This window comes from Serratia sp. NPDC087055, assembly GCF_044900985.1.
Taxonomy (GTDB): Bacteria; Pseudomonadota; Gammaproteobacteria; order Enterobacterales; family Enterobacteriaceae; genus Serratia.
In genome coordinates this window covers 137,222-157,687 of sequence record NZ_JBJDOG010000001.1, presented here as the reverse complement: position 1 = coordinate 157,687, position 20,466 = coordinate 137,222, and the positions used below count along the sequence as shown (strand labels likewise).

Sequence of the window (20,466 nt, the reverse complement as noted above, 5' to 3'; positions counted from 1 at the left end):
CGGCACTGAATAAACCCTGAACTGTCGACGAGGGCGGCTAACGTCGTGGTCGAGGTATTATTTTTCGCTGTCGGCGAGGGCAATATCAAATACCGGCTGTAATTTGGCAGGACTGAACGGGGGTGAAACCAGCACAGTGCGATTATTGGTGGAAAAAACAATATCAATGCCGGTGACACAGGCGGTCATCTGGCAAGCATACTTTTCGCCATTATCTTTGGAGAAGTGCAGTTCAAAAACACCGATATCCGGGCGCAGGCGCTTCAACCGGCAATGCCCCGAGGCCCCTGTCATCTCATCATAGGCCGTTGGTAGCATCTTGATTGCACTGACTTTGGCGCTGTCCCTGCCACCGAATAATTTCCCTAATGAAAACATATCAATCCCCCCATCATCATTTTATTTTTAATCATTTTATCTCAAGACAAAAAGGGTAAAACTGACATTACGCAGCCTTTAAGCCAAGTTTACAGGCTGTTCTTGCGCCCTGACATGTGTTAGCGCACAGGCAATCTGCTGTTTCAGCACAGGTGTTTTGCCCCCAACAGGAGATGCATATCACATCCCGAAAACTTTTTCGTCCGTTGAAAGGTAAATGAAAGGTTGTTGATTTAACAATCCAGCAACCCGTATCGGCGGGGATCCGCAACGACAGAAAAATACCTTGGGGAAAGCAATGAAAAAAATAATCACCCGCACTCTGACCGCTACCGCTCTGCTGTTGGCAGCCAATCAAGCCTTTGCCGTGGAAGCACCGAAACGTACCGAATGTATCGCCCCCGCCAAGCCCGGCGGCGGATTTGACCTCACTTGTAAGCTGATTCAGGTGTCCTTGCAGGAAACCCACGCTATCGATAAACCGATGCGCGTCACCTATATGCCCGGTGGTGTCGGCGCGGTCGCCTATAACGCCATCGTCGCCCAGCGGCCGGCAGAATTCGGCACGGTGGTTGCCTTTTCCGGTGGGTCACTGCTGAACCTGTCACAAGGAAAATTCGGCCGTTATAACGTGGATGACGTGAAATGGCTGGCCGCTGTCGGCACCGACTACGGCATGATCGCCGTCCGCGCCGACTCGCCGTATAAAACGCTGAAAGACCTGATGGATGCCTTCAAAAAAGATCCAAACAGCGTGGTGTTCGGTGCCGGTGCTTCTATCGGGAGCCAGGACTGGATGAAAACGGCCCTGCTGGCACGTGAAGTGGGTATTGATCCCCATAAAATGCGCTACGTCGCGTTCGAAGGCGGTGGCGAGCCCGTGACCGCACTGCTCGGCAACCACATTCAGGCGGTATCAGGCGATCTGAGTGAAATGGTTCCCTACTTGCAGGGTGACAAAATTCGCGTACTGGCGGTCTATGCCGACCAACGTCTGCCTGGCCAGTTAGCGAATGTCCCCACCGCCAAAGAACAGGGCTTCAATCTGGTCTGGCCGATTATCCGCGGCTTCTACGTCGGCCCGAAGGTCAGCGAAGAGGAATACCAGTGGTGGCTCGATACCTTCCAGAAAATGATGACGACCGAAGAGTTCAAAAAGCAACGTGATCTGCGTGGCCTGTTCGAATTCAACCTGACCGGCAAAGAACTGGATGCCTACGTGAAAAACCAGGTCAATCAGTACCGCGAACAAGCCAAAGTTTTCGGCCTGGCCAAGTAACAGGGGGATACCATGAGCGATCGCATTTTCGCCGGTCTCTGGCTGCTGTTGTGCATTGGGGGGTTGTTTATCGGTTGGGGGATCCAGAGCGAATACAGCTACGAACCCCTGGGGCCGCGTCCCTTCCCTCTGGCCATTCTCAGCCTGATGGCACTGTGTGCTGCGCTGTTGCTGTTGAACAAACCGCAGGCCGTTGAGTGGCCACATAACAAGGTGATGCAACGTCTGCTGGTACTGGTCATTACGTTGGTGCTGTATGCCTGGGGCTTCGAATGGCTGGGTTTTCCGCTGGCAACCGCGCTGCTGACCTTTAGCATTGGCCTGTTGTTCCAGGCCAGTCTACCGGCAGCTTTGGTGTCCGGCGCATTCATGGGCGTAGCCTTGTATTACGCCTTTGACCGCTTACTTGATGTAACACTGCCACTCGGCGTTTGGCTGAGCTAACGGGGGCGACGATGGATACCTGGATGTACTTATCTCAAGGGTTCGAGGTGGCACTGGTGCCACAGAACCTGATTATCGCTCTGATCGGCTGCTTCGTCGGCACGATTGTCGGCTTGCTGCCGGGGCTGGGGCCAATCAACGGCGTGGCAATCCTGTTGCCACTGGCGTTTGCCCTTAAGCTGCCGGCCGAATCTGCACTGATCCTGCTGGCAACGGTGTATATCGGCTGTGAATACGGTGGCCGCATCTCCTCAATACTGCTTAACGTCCCGGGTGACGCCGCAGCAATCATGACCGCATTGGACGGCTACCCCATGGCGCAGCAAGGCCGTGCCGGCGTGGCACTGTCGATCTCGGCGGTCAGCTCCTTTACCGGTTCACTCATTGCTATCGGCGGGATTATCCTGTTCGCTCCGCTGTTGGCGCGTTGGTCGCTGGCGTTCGGGCCGGCCGAATATTTTGCTCTGATGGTATTCGCTATTGCCTGTCTGGGTAGCATGATGAGTCAAAACCCACTGAAATCGTTGCTGGCGGCGCTGATTGGTCTGGGACTGGCAACGGTCGGGGTGGACGCTAACACAGGTGTTTACCGCTTCACCTTCGACAGCATCCACCTCTCCGACGGTGTGCAGTTCATTGTGGTCGTTATCGGTCTGTTCTCGGTCAGTGAAATTCTGTTGATGCTGGAAAGCACCAGCGGTGGACAAAAATTGGTGCGCAAAACCGGTCGGTTATTGTTCAACCGCAAAGAGGCCGCTCAGTGCGTGGGCCCTACATTGCGTTCTTCCGTGGTGGGGTTCTTTGTCGGCATTCTGCCGGGTGCCGGCGCCACGATTGCCAGCGCCCTCACCTACATGACCGAAAAGAAAATCAGCGGCAACAGCGACACCTTCGGTAAAGGGGATATTCGCGGGGTTGCCGCGCCAGAAGCGGCCAACAACGCTTCAGCCTGTGGCTCATTCATCCCTATGTTAACGCTGGGTGTCCCTGGGTCTGGTACCACCGCAGTCATGATGGGCGCGCTGACGCTGTACAACATCACGCCAGGCCCGGCGATGTTCACTGAACAGCCCGATATAGTCTGGGGGTTGATTGCCGCACTGCTGATTGCCAACGTGATCTTGCTGATCATGAACCTGCCGTTGGTGGGCCTGTTTACCCGTATGTTGACCATACCACTGTGGTTCCTGGTGCCGGCGATTGCCGCCGTATCCGCGGTAGGGGTGTACGCCGTACACAGCACAACCTTTGACCTGCTGTTGATGATCGGACTTGGGGTGTTTGGTTACATTTTGAGGAAAATGCATTTCCCGATGTCACCGCTCATTTTGGGTTTCGTATTGGGAGAGATGTTAGAACAAAACCTGCGCCGGGCGCTGTCGATCAGCAACGGAGAGTTTGGCATCTTGTGGAGCAGCAGCATCGCGCAAACGCTGCTGGTATTGGCGGTGTCTGTATTGGTGCTGCCGCCATTGCTGCGTAAATTGCGCAAACGCCGCGTGTCGGCGGAAGCGGCTAACGCCGACTAAGTCGTCAGGGGGGCAGGTAATAACCCTAATACCGATCGTTTAAGCGTGCTTGAACGATCCGACCAGCGAGAGACAAATCCGGCGTCAGCCCCCTGACGCCGGATTTTTTTGTTTGAACACGGTATGGATTTCATTGTTGATGCTTTTTTCCGTACCTTGTCCCCGCATTGCCACCCAAACACAGCCTAAAACTTGGCAATGCACGGGATAGCGGGCGTCCCTCATCCAGATATCATCTTATGTATTCTGCCCCCGGAAAAACGCAAGAAACCAATCGATCGATATAACCAATTCATAAAACAAATTTGATAGAATTTGACTATTGATTGAATTTTATCGATCGGTATAAGTGATTTGCCACAGGACAAAAATTAGTCAATATATAAATTGCAGCGTTCATTATAATAAAATTATTAAATCGGCCAATCTAATGATTGCCATTTATAAATCAGGATTATAAATGACACGCCTCACCGCTGCACGAAACCGCTTCATACATCGAATATCATTTTCATCTTAAACACAAACGGATCTGCATGGAAAACTTCACAATGGAATGGGAATTAATATGAAACCAGGGATTGCAATGTATAAAAATTTCATTTTTTTTATTGTTTTTTCATTCTCTCAGCAAGCTGTCGCTGGCGCATATATGCTTCCTGTCTCTTTTGTTAACTGGACGGTGGTTCAATCTTTGGTTGCATGGGATGAGAGTACATCCGATCTCAACCCTTGCTATCGATGGGCCTCTTGTTTTATTGGTCCGGATGTAAAATACAGTACCCGATATCCTGGGCTATATGGTTCCTGTATAGAGTCTAACAACTGTCTCCGAATTGAAAATTACAGAACGGCAAAAGAAGTAGAGATCGCGTGGAAAGCTTCCTTTGGCATTCCCTGGACCTCAAGGCCTTATAAAGTAAATGGCAGTGATGCCAGCTGCGTTGGGCTTTTTTATACACGGACACCCTCAATATCCGGAGGTGCACTTTTATGGCCCAATTCTGTTTGCGGTAAATTACCCCCACCAAACCAATCTTGTAATGTGAATATCCCAACGGTGATAGATTTTGGTACGCTTTCGCAAGATGAAATTTACGGGGCGGAAAGAAACATTCAGGGAACAGTTGAGTGCTCCCTAACAGGAACTGTAAAAATATACTCTCAGTCGACATTAGGCGAAGATAGAATTTATTTAAATGGCAACAAGAATTTTTATTCAACCCTATTTTTGGATGGGAAGTCCGCATGGACGGGTGTTGATTACTATTTAATGGGTAAAACACCCAAAAATATAAGCCTAAAAGCAAAAATGACAGCCAATGAAATCATCAGTCCCGGACCTTTCTCGGGGAATGCTATTATTTACATTGCCTTCCTCTAGGTGTCTGCTGCATAACCCCGGTGGTCAACCCATGTTAACCACCGTATTACACTGTTTAGCCTTACTCTGAATCAAGCCGGGTTGCGGTATATTCACAAACGCCGTCTGACGTTTCAAACAACCAAGGCTGAGTAAGTCAACAGGGCAGGAAAACGCCCCTGCCCTGTTCATTTAACGCTTAATTTCGCTTATCGCTCGCTCCAGGCCCGCAATATCATTGCCCGCCAGCAAGGGCTGCACACAGGCAAAATCCTCGGCTGACAAATCATAAATGCGCAAAGCCAGTAACCGAGCAATGATCTGCGGGGAAAATCGCAGCTTTATCGGTCGCGCCGGATTACCGCCCACAATGGTGTAAGGCTCAACGTCCGACGTCACAATACTGCCTGCGGCAACTATCGCCCCTTCACCAATGGTCACGCCCGGCATCAGCATCGCCCGCATCCCTATCCAGCAGCCATCCCCCAAACGGGTATCGCCTTTCGGTTTATAGGCAGCCTGGATGCTTTCCATCATCGGGTACAGGCAAAACCAATCGATGCGGTGGGTATGGTTCCCCCCCATCAGGATAACGGTTTCTGCGGCAATACAGACATAATCGCCAATCAGCAATTGGTCTATCGCCCCTAGCGGGGGCCACTGTTGACTCACCGCATCCCCGTGTAAATAGCGCACCACGGAGCGTTCAAAGCCGTCATCCAGGTAGTCGCTGTAATAGCTGTGGGTTCCTTTGACGATAATGTTGGGATTGGTCACCGTTTGGTGCAGTAGCTCTGTTTTTGACCAGTGTTTTTCAGTCATGGCGCTTTCTCTGTAATCTGTTACAAGAGCCACAGCCTAGTGTCTGTGGCAGTGTTTTCGGTCACAAAACACTGCCTGATTAAGCGATTAACGCCCGTTTTAATCTTGGGTTGTTCGTCATTGATGCCTCCAAACTTCGCCCCAAGGGTAACAAATCACGCCTCCGCCGTCTTGCTCTTCAGCATCAATACTCCGCCCATAACCAGCGCGCTGCCCAGCAACTGCAACTGATTCATGTTTTCCCCCAGCAGGAAATAGGCGATCACCGCCGTGAATACCAACTCCAGCGACAAAATCAGATTAGCCACCGCCAATGGCAAGGTTTTCAAGCTGATGTTGTACAAACCGAATCCCAACAGCGTCGGGCCTGCCGCCAAAGTCAGCAGCAACAGCCAACCACGCCACTCGATGCCCTCAACGCCGTGGGACAAGAACCACAACGAGCCGGTCATGCCATGGAATGCCGCCAACGGATATAACGTCAGCGCAGCATTGAACAACCACTGATAGATCGCCGAGAAACCGAACACATACAAAATGGTATTCCACACCGGGTAATGGCGCTCTGTCGCCACCCGCCCCCCCAACGTGTAAAGGGTATAACCAATGCCTGACAACATGCCCACCAGCAATCCCAATACATTGAAATGGCTGTTGCCCATGCTGTCGCCGTTACTGACCAAGAAGCAGCCCCCCAGGCTGACCACAATCACCACCAATTGACGCAGGCTCAGGCGCTCGCTGTACATCATCCAACCCAGGAACACGGTAAAACCAACCGAACAATAAGTCAGGATGGTTGCCACCGACGCACCGTTAAGCGCTACCGACAATGTCCACAAACTGTTGAACACCGCCAGTAACAAGCCATAACAAGCATAAAATGGCACCTGTGAACGCTGTAAGCGCGCCCACTCAGGCTTGAATAACAACAGAATCGGCAATAACACCAACGCAACCAGCGCCGCTCGCCAAAAGGCCAGCACAAAGGTCGGCAGGTGATAATACTCCGTAAGTACACGAATAATGATGGCGGTAAAAGCCAGTAGCATGGCGCTGATAATCGCGATCGCATATCCCTGACTGCTGCCCTGTAAAAAACGCGCGCCCGGTAAAACCGGCCTGGCTGAAATACCTGATGGTAATGACATGACACCCTCAAAAAACTGCGGTAATACACCTGGGCAGAGATTCTAACGCCACACAACTTTGCCGCCAGAGCCACTTTGCCCTGATGTTATGCAGGCCACTTTTATCCGCTTGAAGGCCAGTCGCTATGGGGTATAGTAAAAATCCGCACCGTTAACCGAGCCAATTGCGCATGCATATTCCGTTAGACCGTCAGCAGGATGTTCCGCTGTATTTGCAAATTGAAGAGGCGCTGCGGCGGGCAATCCTAAGCGGTGTTTTTGTCGATGGCGATAAACTCCCCTCCACCCGTACGCTCGCCGGCGAATTGGCTGTCAGCCGGCTGACGGTAGAGAATGCCTATGCCGAACTGGCCGCCAAAGGTTTTCTGCATCAACGGCGCGGCAGCGGTGCCTATGTATTACACCCGCTGCAACACCCCGCTCAGCCGCGCCCAAAGCCCGATGTGCTGTTCCCGGCAGAACGTTTCACCACCCTGACCTCGCGGCTGGATGGCTACCCCGATACGCCTTTGCCGGACAATGTCATCAACTTTGCGGCCGGTGTTGGCAGCCCAAAAGTGTTTCCTCAGGAAGAATTCCGCAAGATATTGCTGTCGGTGCTCAACCGCCATGCAGAGGACGCTTTCAGCTATGGCGAGTACTGCGGGTATTACCCTCTGCGCGATACATTGGGGCGCATTCTCACCGCCCAGGGCATTCCTACTCATGCGGAACAGTTGTTGATCACCAACGGCTCGCAGCACGCCATCAGCCTGATTGTACAAAGCCTGCTGGAGCCGGGTGATACGGTGATCGTCGAACAACCCACTTACGCCGAAATTCTGGGGTTACTGCGCCTGCATCGCATTAATATCGTTACCCTCCCCAGCGATCGTCACGGTATGCGGGTTGAACAACTGCCCGCCCTGCTGGAAAAGCACCGCCCAAAGTTGATTTACACCATTCCCAACTTCCAAAACCCCACCGGCCGTTGTCTGAGTGAAGCCCGCCGTCGGCAATTGCTGGCGCTGGCCCAACAGGCTGGCGTGATGATACTGGAAGACGATTTTGTCGGTGATCTGCGCTACAACGGCAAACAGCTGCCCTCGCTTCGGGCCCTGGCACAGCCAGGCACGGTGATTTATGTCAGTACTTTTTCCAAAATGCTGCTGCCCAGCATGCGCATCGGCTATCTGGTGGCAGACAGCGAACACTACCAACGGATCGCCCGACTAAAGCACGTTGACAGTTTCACCAGCTCGAACCTGATCCAGCGAGCGCTGGACGCATTCGTTACCATTGGGCGCTATGACAAGCAGCTGCGACGCGCCGGACGCATCTACCGGCAGCACCGCGACACCATGGTGGCAGCCTTGCAGCAACACCTGCCGCATGGCTGTCAGTTTGAAACGCCGGAAGGCGGGCTGTTCATCTGGTTGACGCTACCTACCCGCGTCAGTACCGAAGCACTGATGCCGGTAGCCTGGAAAGAAGGAGTGACCTTTGCGCGAGGAGAATGCTTTTATGCCGAGGAGCAACGTGGCGCCCATGGCATGCGATTAAATTTCGCGGCCAATACGCCGCCGCTGATTGAAGAAGGAATCGCCCGACTATGCCGGGCGATTCGTCAGGTGATGACGTCAGAACACGCCGCTCCCCCCTAAATCATGGGCGTTATATCACATAGGCCGGGTTACACCCCGGCCCACCACAACCGCAGTTTCATCCCCCAATAGCTGGTCCAGCCGGTGGTGCTCTGTACCACCTTGCCTTTGGAAATCACCACCAGCGTGGGTGTGACGCCGATTTGCCACTGCGCAGACAACTGCCCCTGCGGATCGTTAACCACAGGTAACGTCACGCGTTTGCCCGCCATCCACTGCGCCACCTGACGATCGTCGCCGGAGCGCAGTGCCACGGTAAGCACGTTGCTCCCTTCGTCAGCCAGTTTGGCAACATACGGCGTGGTGAAACGGCATACGCCACACCAGCTGGCCCAGAAATAGACCAGCAGTGGCTTATCCTGGCTGAGCTGAGCCAGTGACACCTGCTGGCCACTTAGCGTCGTCAACATGTGCGAATCAAACGCTGCCGGTGCCTGCGGGGCGCGTAACCAGTCCATGCCAAACGCCGCCACCAACAGGATCAACAGCAAGACCAGCAGTTCGCGCGCCCAGCGCCGCAGCCTAGCCATTTTTCACTTTCGCCAATTGCTGTTTCACCAACGTCTCCAGGTCTTCATAAGAGACCGCACCCGGCAGCATCTGATCGCCGATCAGCGTCGCTGGCGTTCCTTGCACACCCAGTTTCTCTGCCAACGCCATATTTGTGCGCAGGGTGGTCATGCTCAGTTCACTCGGCGAGACCGCTTTTACGCCGGTTTTCTGCTGTGCAGCGGCAATGCTGGCATTGTCGTGGAAGCCTTTTTTAGCCATCAGACGTTGGTGCAACGCCCAGAATTGGTCCGGATGCTGTTGCCAGGTCGTCAATGCCACACGCGCCGAACTGACCGAGCTTTCCCCCTTAAAAGGCAGCAATTTCACTACCAGCGCCACATCTGGATATTGTTTGACGATCTTCTCCAGCATCGGATCAAAACGCTTGCAGTACGGGCAATTGTAATCGGTAAAGGTCACCATGGTCAGTTTGGCGTTGGCGGCCCCTAAGCGTGGGCTGGCAGGATCGTCGTACAGCACGTTGGCATTTTGTTTGATCGCTTGGCTAATTTGTTGTCCCGCCGTCTGTTGCTGCCAGGCGTCTACCGCCTGTGCCAGAATATCCGGATTAGACACCAAGGTTTCACGGATCAGCTCTTTAATGCGCGCCTCTTGTTCAGACGTAAATGGCGCAGCGGCCCAAACAGGGGTAACAATCAGCATCAGTAAAATCATTAATTTTTTCATTGTACGTTTCCTTTGGCGGCGGACAGGGTTTGTAATACGGCATCGCGGGTCAACAGCGGGGATAACACCACGCCATCTGGGCTGCCGGGGCCATAAATCTGGTTAAAAGGCACGGCAACGCTGCCGCGCTGTTGCAGGAAGGCGCTAATCTCGGCCGATGGACGGCTCCAATCGCCACGCAGAGCAACAACGTCATCGGCGCTCAGTGCCTTTTGCACATCGTCACGCAGCAGGACGTTGAATTTATTGGCTTTACAGGTTACGCACCAGTCGGCGGTCACATCGACAAACACCCGTTTATTTTGGGCCAATGCCTGGGTGATTGCCTGCTCGCTCAACGGTTGCCAAACCACGTTGTCGTGCAGCGGCTGACGCCACAGCCCGGCAGTGAGAGAACCGGCCAACAACACGACACCGACCAACACCAGCGTGCCAGCCGCCAACTTAGCAGCCAGACGCACGCCATGTTGCCAGCCAACGGCCAACAACAACGCCAGCAGTGCGACACCGCCCACCACCAACGTTGGCACCATGCCAATATGGTTGACCATCAGGCTCAGCAACCACAGTGAAGAGGCAAGCATCAACAGCCCCATCACCAACCGCAGGCTGTTCATCCAACGGCCCGGCCTTGGCAAGCGCAGCGCCAGTGCCGGCCAGGCGGCAATGAGTAGCCATGGCAGGCTCATGCCGATACCCAGTGCGACAAACATCCCCCACAACACCGGCAAGGGTGCTGCCAGAGCAAAGGCCACTGCGGTCCCCAGGAAAGGTGCAGAACACGGCGTTGCCAGCAAGGTAGCAAAAGCGCCCTGCCAGAAATGCCCACCCAAGCCACGGCCGTTGTGGGTTGCCAGTTTGGTATTTAATGAAGAGGAAAGTTGCAGATGGAACAGGCCAAACAGGTTAGCGCTGAACAGCAGCGTAACCAGCACCATAAAACCAATGAACCACGGATTTTGGAACTGGATACCCCAACCCAGCGCCTGATTGCTCAACCGCAGCAGCGTCATTAGCAACGCTAACGCCATGAACGAGGCCACAATACCCAGGGTCGACGCGAGGAACTGTAACCGGATGCTCTGACGGTCGCGATGCTCTACCTGAAGAATTGAACCGAGTTTAATCCCCAGAACCGGCAGGACGCAGGGCATCAGATTGAGAATCAACCCACCCGCCAGCGCCATCAGCACCGCCTGCCACAGCGAGAAGCTCGCCGCAGCCGGCAAGGCCAGCGGCCCACCAATCGGCAACGTCACCTGCTGCGCCAACCCGTTATCGCTGATCACCAACGTCAAGGTTTTACCGCGCAAATCCGGTGCGCTGTCCCCCCAACCATCGCTGACCGGCACCCGCGCTAACATGTGCGTACCTTCGCGACTCACCTTTGGCTTACCGAGATCAGCATCTTCCAGCGTATCGAAGAACAGTTCAGGCTGCTGCCAACCGGCGCCACGCTCAGCGCTGATGTGCAGTTCGCCACGCTGGTAGCCGGCTTTAATACTCTCCACCAACCCATCAGCAATCGGCACCTGCCCCATCGCCTGGGCAAAATCATGGGTAAATTGCGCGTCAGAGGGGGTACCAAGATCCAGGCTGAATGGATAGTCGGTCAGGATACAGACGTTGCTGCACGTTGACAGCGTCAGGGTCCCTGCCAACTTGCGTGGTGCTGCCCCCTTCATCACCATAGGCAGTTCAACCCGATCGTGATAACCCTGGGTAGAAATACCGGCAACATCAAAGCGCTGCGGCGTCGGCCAAAACCAGGTGGCGGGTGGCGGATTGCCCTGCCAGGTTATGGCCGGTGCTATACCGCCCTCACCGGGCGAACGCCAATAGGTTTTCCAACCTTTTTGCAGCTCTATTGCCAGCAGTAATCGGGTTTCCCCATTTTGCGAGGTATCGGCACGCAGTCGCACCTTCGCGTGATCATTCGTCGGACTTTGCAGCCAGCCGCTATCCGCCGCCTGCAAAGCAGGCAGCCATAGCATTAACAGGCAGGCTAACGCCGACCTGATGATATTCAACATGTTCTTTCTCCATAAAATAAATCAATCACCAACGGGAAGGGGCGATTAACTCATTCACGGAAGACACATAATCGGAGGTGCACCCTAAGGGTGGTGGGGGAAATCACTCTGGGAGGCGGAATACGCAGGCGCGCAGCCACGGTAGGTGCCAGCAGCACCAATAACAACCCCAGACCGAACAGCAGCGTTTCAAACATCACCGGCGGTGAGGCCAATAAGGATTTAGCACTCAGTTCGCAAGGGGTCGGTTGGGTTTCAGCAGCATCATCAGCAGAAGAGGCTACCGCGCTAGCGACAGGCAGGCCAAGCGCTTGTTGCAATGCATGCAGGCTCGCCATGCGCTGAGTCATACAGACCAGCACCACCAGGCAAGCCAAGCATAAAAACCATTTTGCAATCCGCTGCTGTTTAACCATGCCGTCCTCAATTCCAAGTCTGCGCTTATCTTAGCGGCGCAGGCGCGTTTAGCAATGTTTTGCCTGTAAAGAAATGTCTGTCGACGGTATTGATGATGGCCGTTTACAGGTATCATAAGCGCAAACCTGTGCTTTTCGCCGGGTACGACGATTATTTTCTCCCCAAAGTAAGGGGTGTTACGGCCAGGCGGCAAGCACATGGGCTCGATGAACGCACGACAGTACGGGATTCGGGTGAAGTTGCGCAGCCAACACAGCGGTAACGCCAAGTAAGCTGGGGATACACAGCGAAGGACAGGTGATATGCAACCTTTGAGTGGACCGGGTACCCCGATCGCCAGCGATCGCCCCCCAAGCCCGGATAAAACCACAACCACTGACGGCAGCCCGCTCTCCCCGGCACAACGCACGACGCTGGAGAAGCTGGTCGTCAAGATCATGGCACTCAGCCCAGCCAAGTCCGCCGAGATCTGGGTTACGTTGCGCCATGATCTGCAGACAGACAACAACAGTGAACTGCTGGCTCGCCATTTTCAGCCGGCCGAACAACTGTTGCAGAATCGCTTGGCTCAGGCACAACAGAGCCACGCCAGCCGACAACTGTTGCAACAACTCACCGAACTGTTACCGCAGGGCAATAATCGCCTGGCCGTCAGCGATTTTATTCGCCAGCAGTTTGGGCACACGGTATTGAGCCAGTTGAGCCACCCACAGTTGCAACAGGTCCTCAACCTGTTGCAAACCGGTAGCCTGACCATTCCTCACCCGCAGCAGACGACGACCAGCGATCGTCCCCTGCTACCTGCCGAACACCAGAGCTTGCAACAGCAGGTGACCAAGCTCAGCGCCGCGACCGGCGAATCACCGGCTAAAATCTGGCAAACCCTGTTCGATCTGGCTGGGGTAAAAACCAATGATCCTCTTCCGGCTCGTCACTTCCAGCTGCTGAACCAGTTTTTGCAGGTGAAGGTGGCATTGAGTCCACAGACAGCACCAACGCTAAACAACTTGCTGGCCGTACTCAAACAACCGGCAGATCCGCAGGAGCAGCAGCAGCTCAATGACTACTGCCAATCGCGTTTTCACTGCAACGCAACGGCGCCGCTAACCCATCCGCAGATGAGCGATGTGATCAACCAACTGTTTGCTCGTCGTCTGGAAAAAGCGGGCCCTACTCAGCCGATAACCGGCAGCGCTGCCGAACCGCAGCCGTTGCTCAATCCACTGATTGCCGTACTGCCCCAACCGCTGCAAAAAGCGCTGAGCAAACCCGCTGCGGTATTCATTCTTTTCATTCTGGTGCTGGCCTTGGTATTGGCGCTGGTGTTTTAACCTATCAGCCGCAGCCGCAGTCTTCTCCAATCGTCTTTCCCAGCAGCGAACCCGGCTGCTCACCGGTGGCCAATGGATGGCCATCGCGTTTCCAGAAGTCCAGTCCGCCAATCAGCTCCTTCACCTGGAACCCCTGCTGCGCCAACTTGTACGCCCCCTTGGTTGAACCGTTACAGCCAATGCCGTCGCAGTAGGTCACATAAACTTTACCGCGATCCAGATGCGCCGTGCCCGCTTCGTCCATAAGCCGGTGTGGCAAGCTGATCGCGCCGGGAATATGCCCGGCGGCATACAAAGCCTCTGCGCGGGTATCGATCACTACGATTTCACTGATGCCATTACGCAGATCTTCCGCCACGTCCCATGCGTCCGCGTAATAACTCAGTTTCGCCGCCAGATAATCGAGACTCTGCGCCGCTGTTCCCGGTGGGAATGCCAAAACCAATGAAGATACCGCCATGAAATTCACCTCTGTTGATAAAGACTGATGACAATATTGCCTGATTTTGGTCTTATGATTGATACCCATTTTTGTACGTTGATAAGTCCCATTATGGCAAATGCGCTGCTCACCCTTTTTTACCTGCCAGAACACACAAGCGGTACCTTGCGTGAGCGCGTGTGCAGCACATTACGCCGGGCGATTCATAACGGGGCGTTAATCCGTGGTCAACGTTTACCCTCATCCCGAATACTGGCCAAAGATTTGGGCGTATCACGCGTGACAACGGAGGCAGCCTATAGCCAGCTCGAGGCCGAAGGCTATCTGCAACGCCGAGTGGGCCAAGGGACCTTCGTCGCAATATGCATTGTTAAATCGCCGCCCGTCGCCAACGTGATCGGTGAACCGCATTTGTCACTCCGCGGCAGGCAGATCGTACAAACCGGGGGTTGCCGCGATCCCGAGCACCCCTTGCCCTTTGCCGCCGGTTCGCCGGACCTGCGCGTCTTCCCATTAAAACTGTGGAAGCACCTCACTGCCCAGCAGTTACGCTTACGTGGCGAAACCCTGCTGCGCTATGGTGATCCGCAGGGTTACCGCCCCCTACGCGAGGCCATTGCCGGCTATGTCAGCCAAACTCGCGGCGTGAATTGTGACGCGCAGCAGGTCCTGGTACTGACCAGCTCTCAACAGGCTCTGCAGTTGATTGCTACTTTGCTGTTGGATAATGGCGACAAGGTCTGGATGGAAGAACCCGGTTATCGCGGCGCCCGAAATGCCTTTACCAGTGCAGGCGGCGAATTGGTACCGGTCAGTGTTGATGAAGCCGGTATGCGGGCAGATGACAAGCTCCCTGCCCCCCGGCTAATTTATCTGACGCCTTCGCACCAATACCCTACGGGGGTGGCGCTGAGCCTGGCACGGCGGCTCGAATTGCTGGCTTTGGCGCAACGGCATCGGGCGTGGATTGTTGAAGATGATTACGACAGCGAGTTTCACTATGACGGCCAGCCTATGCCGGCGATGCAAAGCCTGGATCGGCACGGCAACGTGCTTTATCTGGGGACGTTTTCCAAGGCGCTATTTCCCTCGTTGCGGCTGGCATATTTAGTGGTCCCGCCTGCCTTGGTCGAATCCTTTACCACCGCACGCACAGTCTATGACGGTCACAGCGCCCAACTGATGCAGGCAGTCACCGCCGAATTTATCCTGCAGGGGCATTTTGCCGCGCATATCCGCTATATGCGCCAGCTGTATTCTAGCCGACGTGACCAGTTGTTGGCGCAAGTGCAGGAAAAGCTAGGGCATTATGCTACCCCGCAACCAGCCGCCGGGGGATTGCAGCTCAGCGTTTGGCTACCTCCGGGCCAAGAAAGCGCCCTCACTCAGCAAGCACAGCGTTTAGGTGTGATAACACCCGGACTGGCGGCGCTGTATCAAACAGCAAACCTGCGGCGCGACGGTTGGCTATTGGGCTTTTCTGCCCTGACACCGGGAGAGATCCGTGCCGCCGTCGAACGGCTGGCACGGATTACTGCTCGCTAAATTTGCAACATCGCTTTCGGTGACATTACTGCTCGGTCAGCCGCAGTTCTGCCACTATCGGCAGATGATCGCTAACCGCCGGCCAGTGGATGCCATTCCAGTCACCGCTGGCGTTTGGCACCGTCAGGCTGTCCAGATGCCAGCGCTGCGCATTGCCGCTAAAGATATAATCGACTTTAATTTCGGCATTTTCCGCCGGCCAACTGCGACCATCTTGTGCGGCAGGCATAATGTCGTTCCAGTAACGGCTGAGTTCAGTCCAGGTAACGCTGCCCGGGACATCGTTCATGTCGCCGAACAACAGCTTGATGCCACGCATTTCAATGGTACGGTCGTTTAACTCACGCACCTGATCCAAACGCATGGCCGGATCTTCTTTGGTATCCAGATGAGTATTGATCAGGGTGATGGGGGCCGGGAACTCGGGCACGTCGGTCTGGGCGCTGAAAGCAATGCGCTGTTCACGCTGCCCGGACGGCAGTGGGTAAATCTTGCTGTCATGCAGCGGATATTTTGACAGAAACGCCAGGCCATATTCGCCGCCGTCAAAGTCAATCGCGCGACCAAAGACCACGTGCATGCCTGTCAGCTTGGCCAGCTCCGCAGCCTGATCCAATTTACCGCTGCGGCCCGTCAGTTTGTCCACTTCCTGTAATGCCACCACGTCAACGTTCATCGCCTTGATGGCCTTGGCGATGGCGGTCATATCGCTGACCTTGCCGGCAGCAATATTAAAGCTGGCTACGCGGATCTTCGGGGCCTGTTCCAGGTTATAGGTTTTGTTCTTCAAGCCACCCAGTGCGCTGGCCACTTCGCGGCTATTGGCATTGCTGTTGGCATGGCCGCCGTCGGTAGAGGACCAGGCCGTATGAGATATTCCCAGGGATAACAGAGTAATAAGCAAAGCATGACGTGAGCGCATGAATTCTCCTTTAGCGTTCAGATTTTTGTTGGGGCACCCGCACCCCACAGCTAACAATGATTTTGCCGCAGTTACCCGCGACTATTTCCTAGTTATCTCGCTATTTTTTTATTCTGCGCCGCATCTCGCATTCCGACAGTGAAAGTATTGCACCATTGGACAACCGGCTGAATTAGATTTAAAACCGATAGACCGCTTATCGAGAGGAACCCAAATGACCCGCGCCTTAGCCGAACAGCTCACCGAACGTTTCTTCCGCTATCTGGCGGTAACCAGCCAGAGCGATGCCGCTGCCACGGCCCTGCCCAGCACGCCGGGGCAGCATGACATGGCCAAGCTGCTGGCGGCCGAACTGCGCCAGTTGGGGATGCAAGACGTACAGATCGATGATCATGCGACCGTCACCGCACGCAAACCCGGTAACCAACCAGGCGCACCGCGCATCGGTTTTATCACCCATATCGATACCGTTGACGTCGGCCTGTCAGCGCATATCCACCCACAGTGCCTGCACTTTAGCGGTCAAGATCTCTGCCTTAACGCGGAACATGACATCTGGCTGCGTACCGCTGAGCACCCGGAAATTCTCGCCTATCCAAATGAAGATATTATTTTCAGCGACGGCACCAGCGTGCTCGGCGCGGACAACAAGGCGGCAGTGACGGTCGTGATGACCTTGCTGGCTAACCTGAGCGCTACAGATCGCCACGGTGATATTCTGGTGGCCTTTGTACCAGACGAAGAGATTGGCCTGCGCGGTGCCAAGGCGCTGGATTTGGCGCGCTTTGACGTGGATTTCGCTTATACCATTGACTGTTGCGAGCTGGGTGAAGTGGTCTATGAAAACTTCAACGCCGCAGCGGCGGAGATCCATATTGAGGGCGTTACTGCGCACCCCATGTCGGCGAAGAATATCCTGATCAACCCGATTCGCATCGCCAATGACATCATTAACCAATTCGACAGTCGGGATACGCCAGAACATACCGAAGGGCGCGAGGGCTATTTCTGGTTCAACGATATGGTGGCCAACGCCAACCTCGCCACCTTAAAAGTGTCGATCCGTGATTTTGATCTGGCGGCGTTCAATGCGCGTAAAGCACGGATACAAGAAGTGGTACAGCAGGTGGCAGCAAACTACCCGCGCGCCAAAGTGAGCTGTACTGTTACCGATATCTACAGCAACATCAGCAACTCTATCGGTGATGATAAACGCGCCATTGAGCTGATATTCGGCGCCCTCGCCGCCCACGGCATTCCACCAAAGGTTATCCCCATGCGAGGGGGCACTGACGGCGCAGCGCTCTCCAGCCGCGGGCTGGTAACCCCCAATTACTTCACCGGTGCACACAATTTCCATTCACGCTTTGAGTTCCTGCCGGTCAGTGCGTTTGTGAAGTCATATCAGGTGACTCGCAGCATTTGTTTACTGGCTGCCCGCGGGTAGCAGCCACACTCCTCCAAGCGCGATATTTCATGCAAAGATATCGCGCTTAGGCCAGCAACCAGCCCACTACCCCACCCCACGCCAACAATGGCAATGAGTAGTAATGGAATTTCAGCCAGATTTTACGCTCGCCCGCCATACGCAAAGCAATCAGGTTCGCCAACGAGCCGATCGCCAGCCCAAAGCCACCGGCATTCACCGCATAAGCCAGCAGTTGGCTTGAAGGCACATAATTGAGCAATAGAATGGTGGCAGGCACATTGCTGATTATCTGTGACAGGCCAATTCCCAGCGCATAAATTCCGCCGTTGCTCAACGAAGAGAGGCCAGCGAACCAGGATTGGATCGCCTCAAGTCGGGTGAACAACCCCACGTCGATAAACATGGCGATAAAAACAAAAATCAGGCTCCAGTCAATCTGCAGCAACACCCGGCGAGCCAGCAGTAAAAAGCCGGCGAAAACAGCCAACAGACCGTACAGCGGCAATCCCATATCCAGAGACAGCAGAAAAATCACATACAGCACCACGCAGCTCAACAACAAATGCCGTTGATACGGGTAGCCTTCGGTGTGCGGAACCTTAACGATCTCCCGTGGCGGGAAGCTGAACCAGGTCAACAACAACAGGCTAGCCAGCATTACCGCGCCAAAAGGCAACATTTGGGCAATAAAACCCAAGAAAGACAGCGAGGATTTACTCCAAAGCAAAATGTTCTGCGGGTTGCCGATTGGCGTCAACAACGAGCCGGCATTAACCGCCAGCGCCTGGAAGATAATCAACCGGCTAATCGGCAACGAAGACAGTTTTTTTAGCGTGATGGTCAGTGGAATGACAATAAACAGCGCCACGTCGTTGGTCAGGAACGACGACAGCAGCGCGGCAGAAAACACTAAAAACAGCGCCAGCCGTCGTTCACTGTGCAGCCTGTTGACGATCTGGCGACCGATAAAATCAAAATAGCCACTGACCTCAACCCCTTTGGTCAATAACATCAACCCCAGCAGCGTGATGATGGTACGCCAGTCAATAAAACGGTTAAGCTCTGGCAGCTGTTGTGGATTGAAGGCGGCCATCAGCACACCGGCCAGCAACAGGATATGTAAGAAACGATCTTTCAGGAATGGCTGAATCAGCCGAACAGCGGCGTTTGAACTCATGTTGAGCGCTTCAAAAAACAATCAAGGATCGGGAAGCAGACGTTAGCCCAAGCACGCTAGTAACGCCAGAAAAATGCTTTGTTACCTTTTAACCGCCATTCTTGAAACCGCCTCTTTGTGGGCTGCCGGCACGCCCTCGGTCACGTATTGTCTGCATACTACCGGGGTGCGCTCAGTGGCCACCTCGATGCACCGCCCGTTATTTTGGCTATCTCTGCTTTTCATTTGTCGCACTTTGCTTTATTTGTAGCGCCCTCCTCTGTTTCAAAGGATTTTTTATGGCTAACGTTTTTGCCAAAGGGCTTTTGCTGAGTGTGACGCTCAGCCTGTTGACCGCCTGTAATGACCAGGACTCCCGCCCGCAGATTGATCTCGAGGGCAAAACCATGGGGACCTTCTACAGCGTCAAAGTCAGCGGGGATATCGCCGTCGATAAGCAGCAGTTACAGCAGCAGGTCGATGCCGTGTTGGAACGGGCTAATGACGATATTTCTACTTACCGTACTGATTCGGTACTGTCGCGTTTTAATCAAACGCAGAGTGCTGATCCACAGCCCATCCCACGCGGCATGGCAGACATCATCTTGATGGCTCAACGTATTGGCCACGATACTCAGGGCGCAATGAATATTACCGTTGGCCCTCTGGTGAATCTGTGGGGCTTTGGGCCGGATAAGCGCGCGGTAAAAGTACCGAGCCAACAACAAATAGAGGCGGCGCAAAAAAATGTTGGCCTGCAGCACCTCAAACTGATCAGCGACAATCGCGGCGAATGGCTACAGAAAGACCTGCCAGAAATGTATGTCGATCTCTCGACAATGGGCGAGGGCTATGGCGTCGACCAACTGGTACAACTGATGGCGCGCAATGGCATCACCAACTATTTGGTGTCCGTCGGTGGTGCAGTCTCCTCGCGCGGTGTTAACGGCAAGGGTAACGCCTGGCGAGTGGCGATCCAAAAACCGACCGATCGTGAAAATGCCGTGCAGGCGCTGGTTGATCTGCAAGGCTACGGCATCAGTACGTCCGGCAGTTACCGCAACTACTTCGAACAAGATGGGCAACGCTATTCGCACGTGATCGATCCCACGACGGGTCGGCCGATCACCCATCGCCTGGTATCTGCCACCGTGATCGCCCCCACCGCATTGGAAGCCGACGGTTGGGACACTGGGCTGATGGTTCTGGGCACAGAAAAAGCGCTCAAACTGGCGGAAGATAAAGGGCTGGCGGTGTATTTGATCAGCAAAACCGATGACGGTTTCAGCGCGGTGATGACACCGCAGTTTAAAGCGTTCCTGGTGAAATAATTTCTGGGATAG

The 20,466-nt window shown here is 54.4% G+C and carries 19 protein-coding genes; 9 read left to right on the top strand and 10 right to left on the bottom strand.

The genetic code is table 11. From position 1 onward, the window contains the following. Nucleotides 1-57: 57 nt before the first annotated feature. Nucleotides 58-378: a hypothetical protein gene (locus ACI2J2_RS00755; protein WP_265555630.1), complete on the bottom strand. Its 321-nt coding sequence runs from the start codon at nt 376-378 to the stop codon at nt 58-60. 298 nt (nt 379-676) lie between these two features. Between ACI2J2_RS00755 and ACI2J2_RS00750 the strand changes: the two genes are divergently transcribed. The 4 genes from ACI2J2_RS00750 (at nt 677) to ACI2J2_RS00735 (ending at nt 5,014) form a co-directional block, all read left to right on the top strand. Continuing rightward, nucleotides 677-1,657, top strand: coding sequence for a tripartite tricarboxylate transporter substrate binding protein (locus ACI2J2_RS00750; RefSeq protein ID WP_209638860.1), 981 nt, complete (start codon nt 677-679; stop codon nt 1,655-1,657). 12 nt (nt 1,658-1,669) lie between these two features. Next, a complete protein-coding gene (locus ACI2J2_RS00745) occupies nt 1,670-2,101 on the top strand; it encodes a tripartite tricarboxylate transporter TctB family protein (protein ID WP_209638858.1) in 432 nt (143 codons plus the stop codon). 11 nt (nt 2,102-2,112) lie between these two features. Beyond that, nucleotides 2,113-3,630 (top strand): tripartite tricarboxylate transporter permease, encoded by a 1,518-nt coding sequence (locus tag ACI2J2_RS00740; protein WP_209638857.1) that lies wholly within the window; start codon nt 2,113-2,115, stop codon nt 3,628-3,630. A 568-nt stretch (nt 3,631-4,198) separates the two neighbouring features. After that, the gene (locus tag ACI2J2_RS00735) at nt 4,199-5,014 is read left to right on the top strand and encodes a hypothetical protein (protein ID WP_404759211.1); all 816 of its coding nucleotides are present in this window, start codon (nt 4,199-4,201) and stop codon (nt 5,012-5,014) included. A 171-nt stretch (nt 5,015-5,185) separates the two neighbouring features. On the opposite strand, the gene ACI2J2_RS00730 is transcribed toward ACI2J2_RS00735, so the two are convergent. Together ACI2J2_RS00730 and ACI2J2_RS00725 are read right to left on the bottom strand one after the other, a co-directional pair. Continuing rightward, nucleotides 5,186-5,815, bottom strand: coding sequence for a CatB-related O-acetyltransferase (locus tag ACI2J2_RS00730; protein ID WP_404759210.1), 630 nt, complete (start codon nt 5,813-5,815; stop codon nt 5,186-5,188). Nucleotides 5,816-5,970: 155 nt separating this feature from the next. Then, entirely contained in the window at nt 5,971-6,966 is a 996-nt protein-coding gene (locus tag ACI2J2_RS00725; RefSeq protein WP_209638851.1) for a DMT family transporter, read from the bottom strand. Between the two features lie 170 nt (nt 6,967-7,136). Between ACI2J2_RS00725 and ACI2J2_RS00720 the strand changes: the two genes are divergently transcribed. After that, nucleotides 7,137-8,609: a PLP-dependent aminotransferase family protein gene (locus ACI2J2_RS00720; RefSeq protein WP_209638849.1), complete on the top strand. Its 1,473-nt coding sequence runs from the start codon at nt 7,137-7,139 to the stop codon at nt 8,607-8,609. Between the two features lie 29 nt (nt 8,610-8,638). Here ACI2J2_RS00720 and ACI2J2_RS00715 read toward each other — a convergent pair whose 3' ends face one another. The 4 genes from ACI2J2_RS00715 to ACI2J2_RS00700 are packed head-to-tail and all read right to left on the bottom strand — an operon-like array spanning nt 8,639 to nt 12,297. Continuing rightward, complete coding sequence (locus ACI2J2_RS00715) at nt 8,639-9,139, bottom strand: protein disulfide oxidoreductase (protein WP_265555622.1); 501 nt, start codon at nt 9,137-9,139, stop codon at nt 8,639-8,641. After that, the gene (locus ACI2J2_RS00710; RefSeq protein WP_265555620.1) at nt 9,132-9,848 is read right to left on the bottom strand and encodes a DsbA family protein; all 717 of its coding nucleotides are present in this window, start codon (nt 9,846-9,848) and stop codon (nt 9,132-9,134) included. The genes ACI2J2_RS00715 and ACI2J2_RS00710 overlap by 8 nt, the downstream gene beginning before the upstream one ends. Continuing rightward, entirely contained in the window at nt 9,845-11,881 is a 2,037-nt protein-coding gene (locus ACI2J2_RS00705; protein WP_404759209.1) for a protein-disulfide reductase DsbD family protein, read from the bottom strand. The genes ACI2J2_RS00710 and ACI2J2_RS00705 overlap by 4 nt, the downstream gene beginning before the upstream one ends. Before the next feature lie 50 nt (nt 11,882-11,931). Continuing rightward, on the bottom strand, nt 11,932-12,297 hold the full coding sequence (locus ACI2J2_RS00700) for a copper resistance protein (protein ID WP_209638842.1): 366 nt from the start codon (nt 12,295-12,297) through the stop codon (nt 11,932-11,934). A gap of 303 nt (nt 12,298-12,600) precedes the next feature. On the opposite strand from ACI2J2_RS00700, the gene flk reads away from it, so the two are divergent. After that, nucleotides 12,601-13,629, top strand: coding sequence for a flagella biosynthesis regulator Flk (gene flk / locus ACI2J2_RS00695; RefSeq protein ID WP_404759208.1), 1,029 nt, complete (start codon nt 12,601-12,603; stop codon nt 13,627-13,629). A gap of 4 nt (nt 13,630-13,633) precedes the next feature. On the opposite strand, the gene ACI2J2_RS00690 is transcribed toward flk, so the two are convergent. Then, nucleotides 13,634-14,089, bottom strand: coding sequence for a rhodanese-like domain-containing protein (locus ACI2J2_RS00690; protein ID WP_209638838.1), 456 nt, complete (start codon nt 14,087-14,089; stop codon nt 13,634-13,636). Between the two features lie 93 nt (nt 14,090-14,182). On the opposite strand from ACI2J2_RS00690, the gene ACI2J2_RS00685 reads away from it, so the two are divergent. Beyond that, a complete protein-coding gene (locus ACI2J2_RS00685) occupies nt 14,183-15,616 on the top strand; it encodes a PLP-dependent aminotransferase family protein (RefSeq protein WP_404759207.1) in 1,434 nt (477 codons plus the stop codon). Between the two features lie 25 nt (nt 15,617-15,641). Here ACI2J2_RS00685 and ACI2J2_RS00680 read toward each other — a convergent pair whose 3' ends face one another. After that, nucleotides 15,642-16,538, bottom strand: a complete 897-nt coding sequence (locus tag ACI2J2_RS00680; RefSeq protein ID WP_209638834.1) for an endonuclease/exonuclease/phosphatase family protein — start codon at nt 16,536-16,538, stop codon at nt 15,642-15,644. 214 nt (nt 16,539-16,752) lie between these two features. On the opposite strand from ACI2J2_RS00680, the gene pepT reads away from it, so the two are divergent. Further along, a complete protein-coding gene (gene pepT / locus ACI2J2_RS00675) occupies nt 16,753-17,985 on the top strand; it encodes a peptidase T (protein WP_404759206.1) in 1,233 nt (410 codons plus the stop codon). Between the two features lie 46 nt (nt 17,986-18,031). On the opposite strand, the gene ACI2J2_RS00670 is transcribed toward pepT, so the two are convergent. Next, nucleotides 18,032-19,144: an SLC13 family permease gene (locus ACI2J2_RS00670; RefSeq protein WP_209638830.1), complete on the bottom strand. Its 1,113-nt coding sequence runs from the start codon at nt 19,142-19,144 to the stop codon at nt 18,032-18,034. Nucleotides 19,145-19,422: 278 nt separating this feature from the next. Between ACI2J2_RS00670 and apbE the strand changes: the two genes are divergently transcribed. Then, nucleotides 19,423-20,454, top strand: a complete 1,032-nt coding sequence (gene apbE / locus ACI2J2_RS00665) for an FAD:protein FMN transferase ApbE (RefSeq protein WP_404759205.1) — start codon at nt 19,423-19,425, stop codon at nt 20,452-20,454. The last annotated feature ends 12 nt before the right edge of the window (nt 20,455-20,466 follow it).

Bases quoted from the DNA above. Each gene is read 5' to 3' on its own strand.
- ACI2J2_RS00725 (WP_209638851.1), bottom strand. From the start codon at position 6,966: ATGTCATTACCATCAGGTATTTCAGCCAGGCCGGTTTTACCGGGCGCG.
- ACI2J2_RS00680 (WP_209638834.1), bottom strand. From the start codon at position 16,538: ATGCGCTCACGTCATGCTTTGCTTATTACTCTGTTATCCCTGGGAATA.
- ACI2J2_RS00730 (WP_404759210.1), bottom strand. From the start codon at position 5,815: ATGACTGAAAAACACTGGTCAAAAACAGAGCTACTGCACCAAACGGTG.
- ACI2J2_RS00740 (WP_209638857.1), top strand. From the start codon at position 2,113: ATGGATACCTGGATGTACTTATCTCAAGGGTTCGAGGTGGCACTGGTG.
- ACI2J2_RS00720 (WP_209638849.1), top strand. From the start codon at position 7,137: ATGCATATTCCGTTAGACCGTCAGCAGGATGTTCCGCTGTATTTGCAA.
- ACI2J2_RS00750 (WP_209638860.1), top strand. From the start codon at position 677: ATGAAAAAAATAATCACCCGCACTCTGACCGCTACCGCTCTGCTGTTG.
- ACI2J2_RS00670 (WP_209638830.1), bottom strand. From the start codon at position 19,144: ATGAGTTCAAACGCCGCTGTTCGGCTGATTCAGCCATTCCTGAAAGAT.
- apbE (WP_404759205.1), top strand. From the start codon at position 19,423: ATGGCTAACGTTTTTGCCAAAGGGCTTTTGCTGAGTGTGACGCTCAGC.
- ACI2J2_RS00700 (WP_209638842.1), bottom strand. From the start codon at position 12,297: ATGGTTAAACAGCAGCGGATTGCAAAATGGTTTTTATGCTTGGCTTGC.
- ACI2J2_RS00685 (WP_404759207.1), top strand. From the start codon at position 14,183: ATGGCAAATGCGCTGCTCACCCTTTTTTACCTGCCAGAACACACAAGC.
- flk (WP_404759208.1), top strand. From the start codon at position 12,601: ATGCAACCTTTGAGTGGACCGGGTACCCCGATCGCCAGCGATCGCCCC.
- ACI2J2_RS00715 (WP_265555622.1), bottom strand. From the start codon at position 9,139: ATGGCTAGGCTGCGGCGCTGGGCGCGCGAACTGCTGGTCTTGCTGTTG.
- ACI2J2_RS00735 (WP_404759211.1), top strand. From the start codon at position 4,199: ATGAAACCAGGGATTGCAATGTATAAAAATTTCATTTTTTTTATTGTT.
- ACI2J2_RS00690 (WP_209638838.1), bottom strand. From the start codon at position 14,089: ATGGCGGTATCTTCATTGGTTTTGGCATTCCCACCGGGAACAGCGGCG.
- pepT (WP_404759206.1), top strand. From the start codon at position 16,753: ATGACCCGCGCCTTAGCCGAACAGCTCACCGAACGTTTCTTCCGCTAT.
- ACI2J2_RS00710 (WP_265555620.1), bottom strand. From the start codon at position 9,848: ATGAAAAAATTAATGATTTTACTGATGCTGATTGTTACCCCTGTTTGG.
- ACI2J2_RS00745 (WP_209638858.1), top strand. From the start codon at position 1,670: ATGAGCGATCGCATTTTCGCCGGTCTCTGGCTGCTGTTGTGCATTGGG.
- ACI2J2_RS00705 (WP_404759209.1), bottom strand. From the start codon at position 11,881: ATGTTGAATATCATCAGGTCGGCGTTAGCCTGCCTGTTAATGCTATGG.
- ACI2J2_RS00755 (WP_265555630.1), bottom strand. From the start codon at position 378: ATGTTTTCATTAGGGAAATTATTCGGTGGCAGGGACAGCGCCAAAGTC.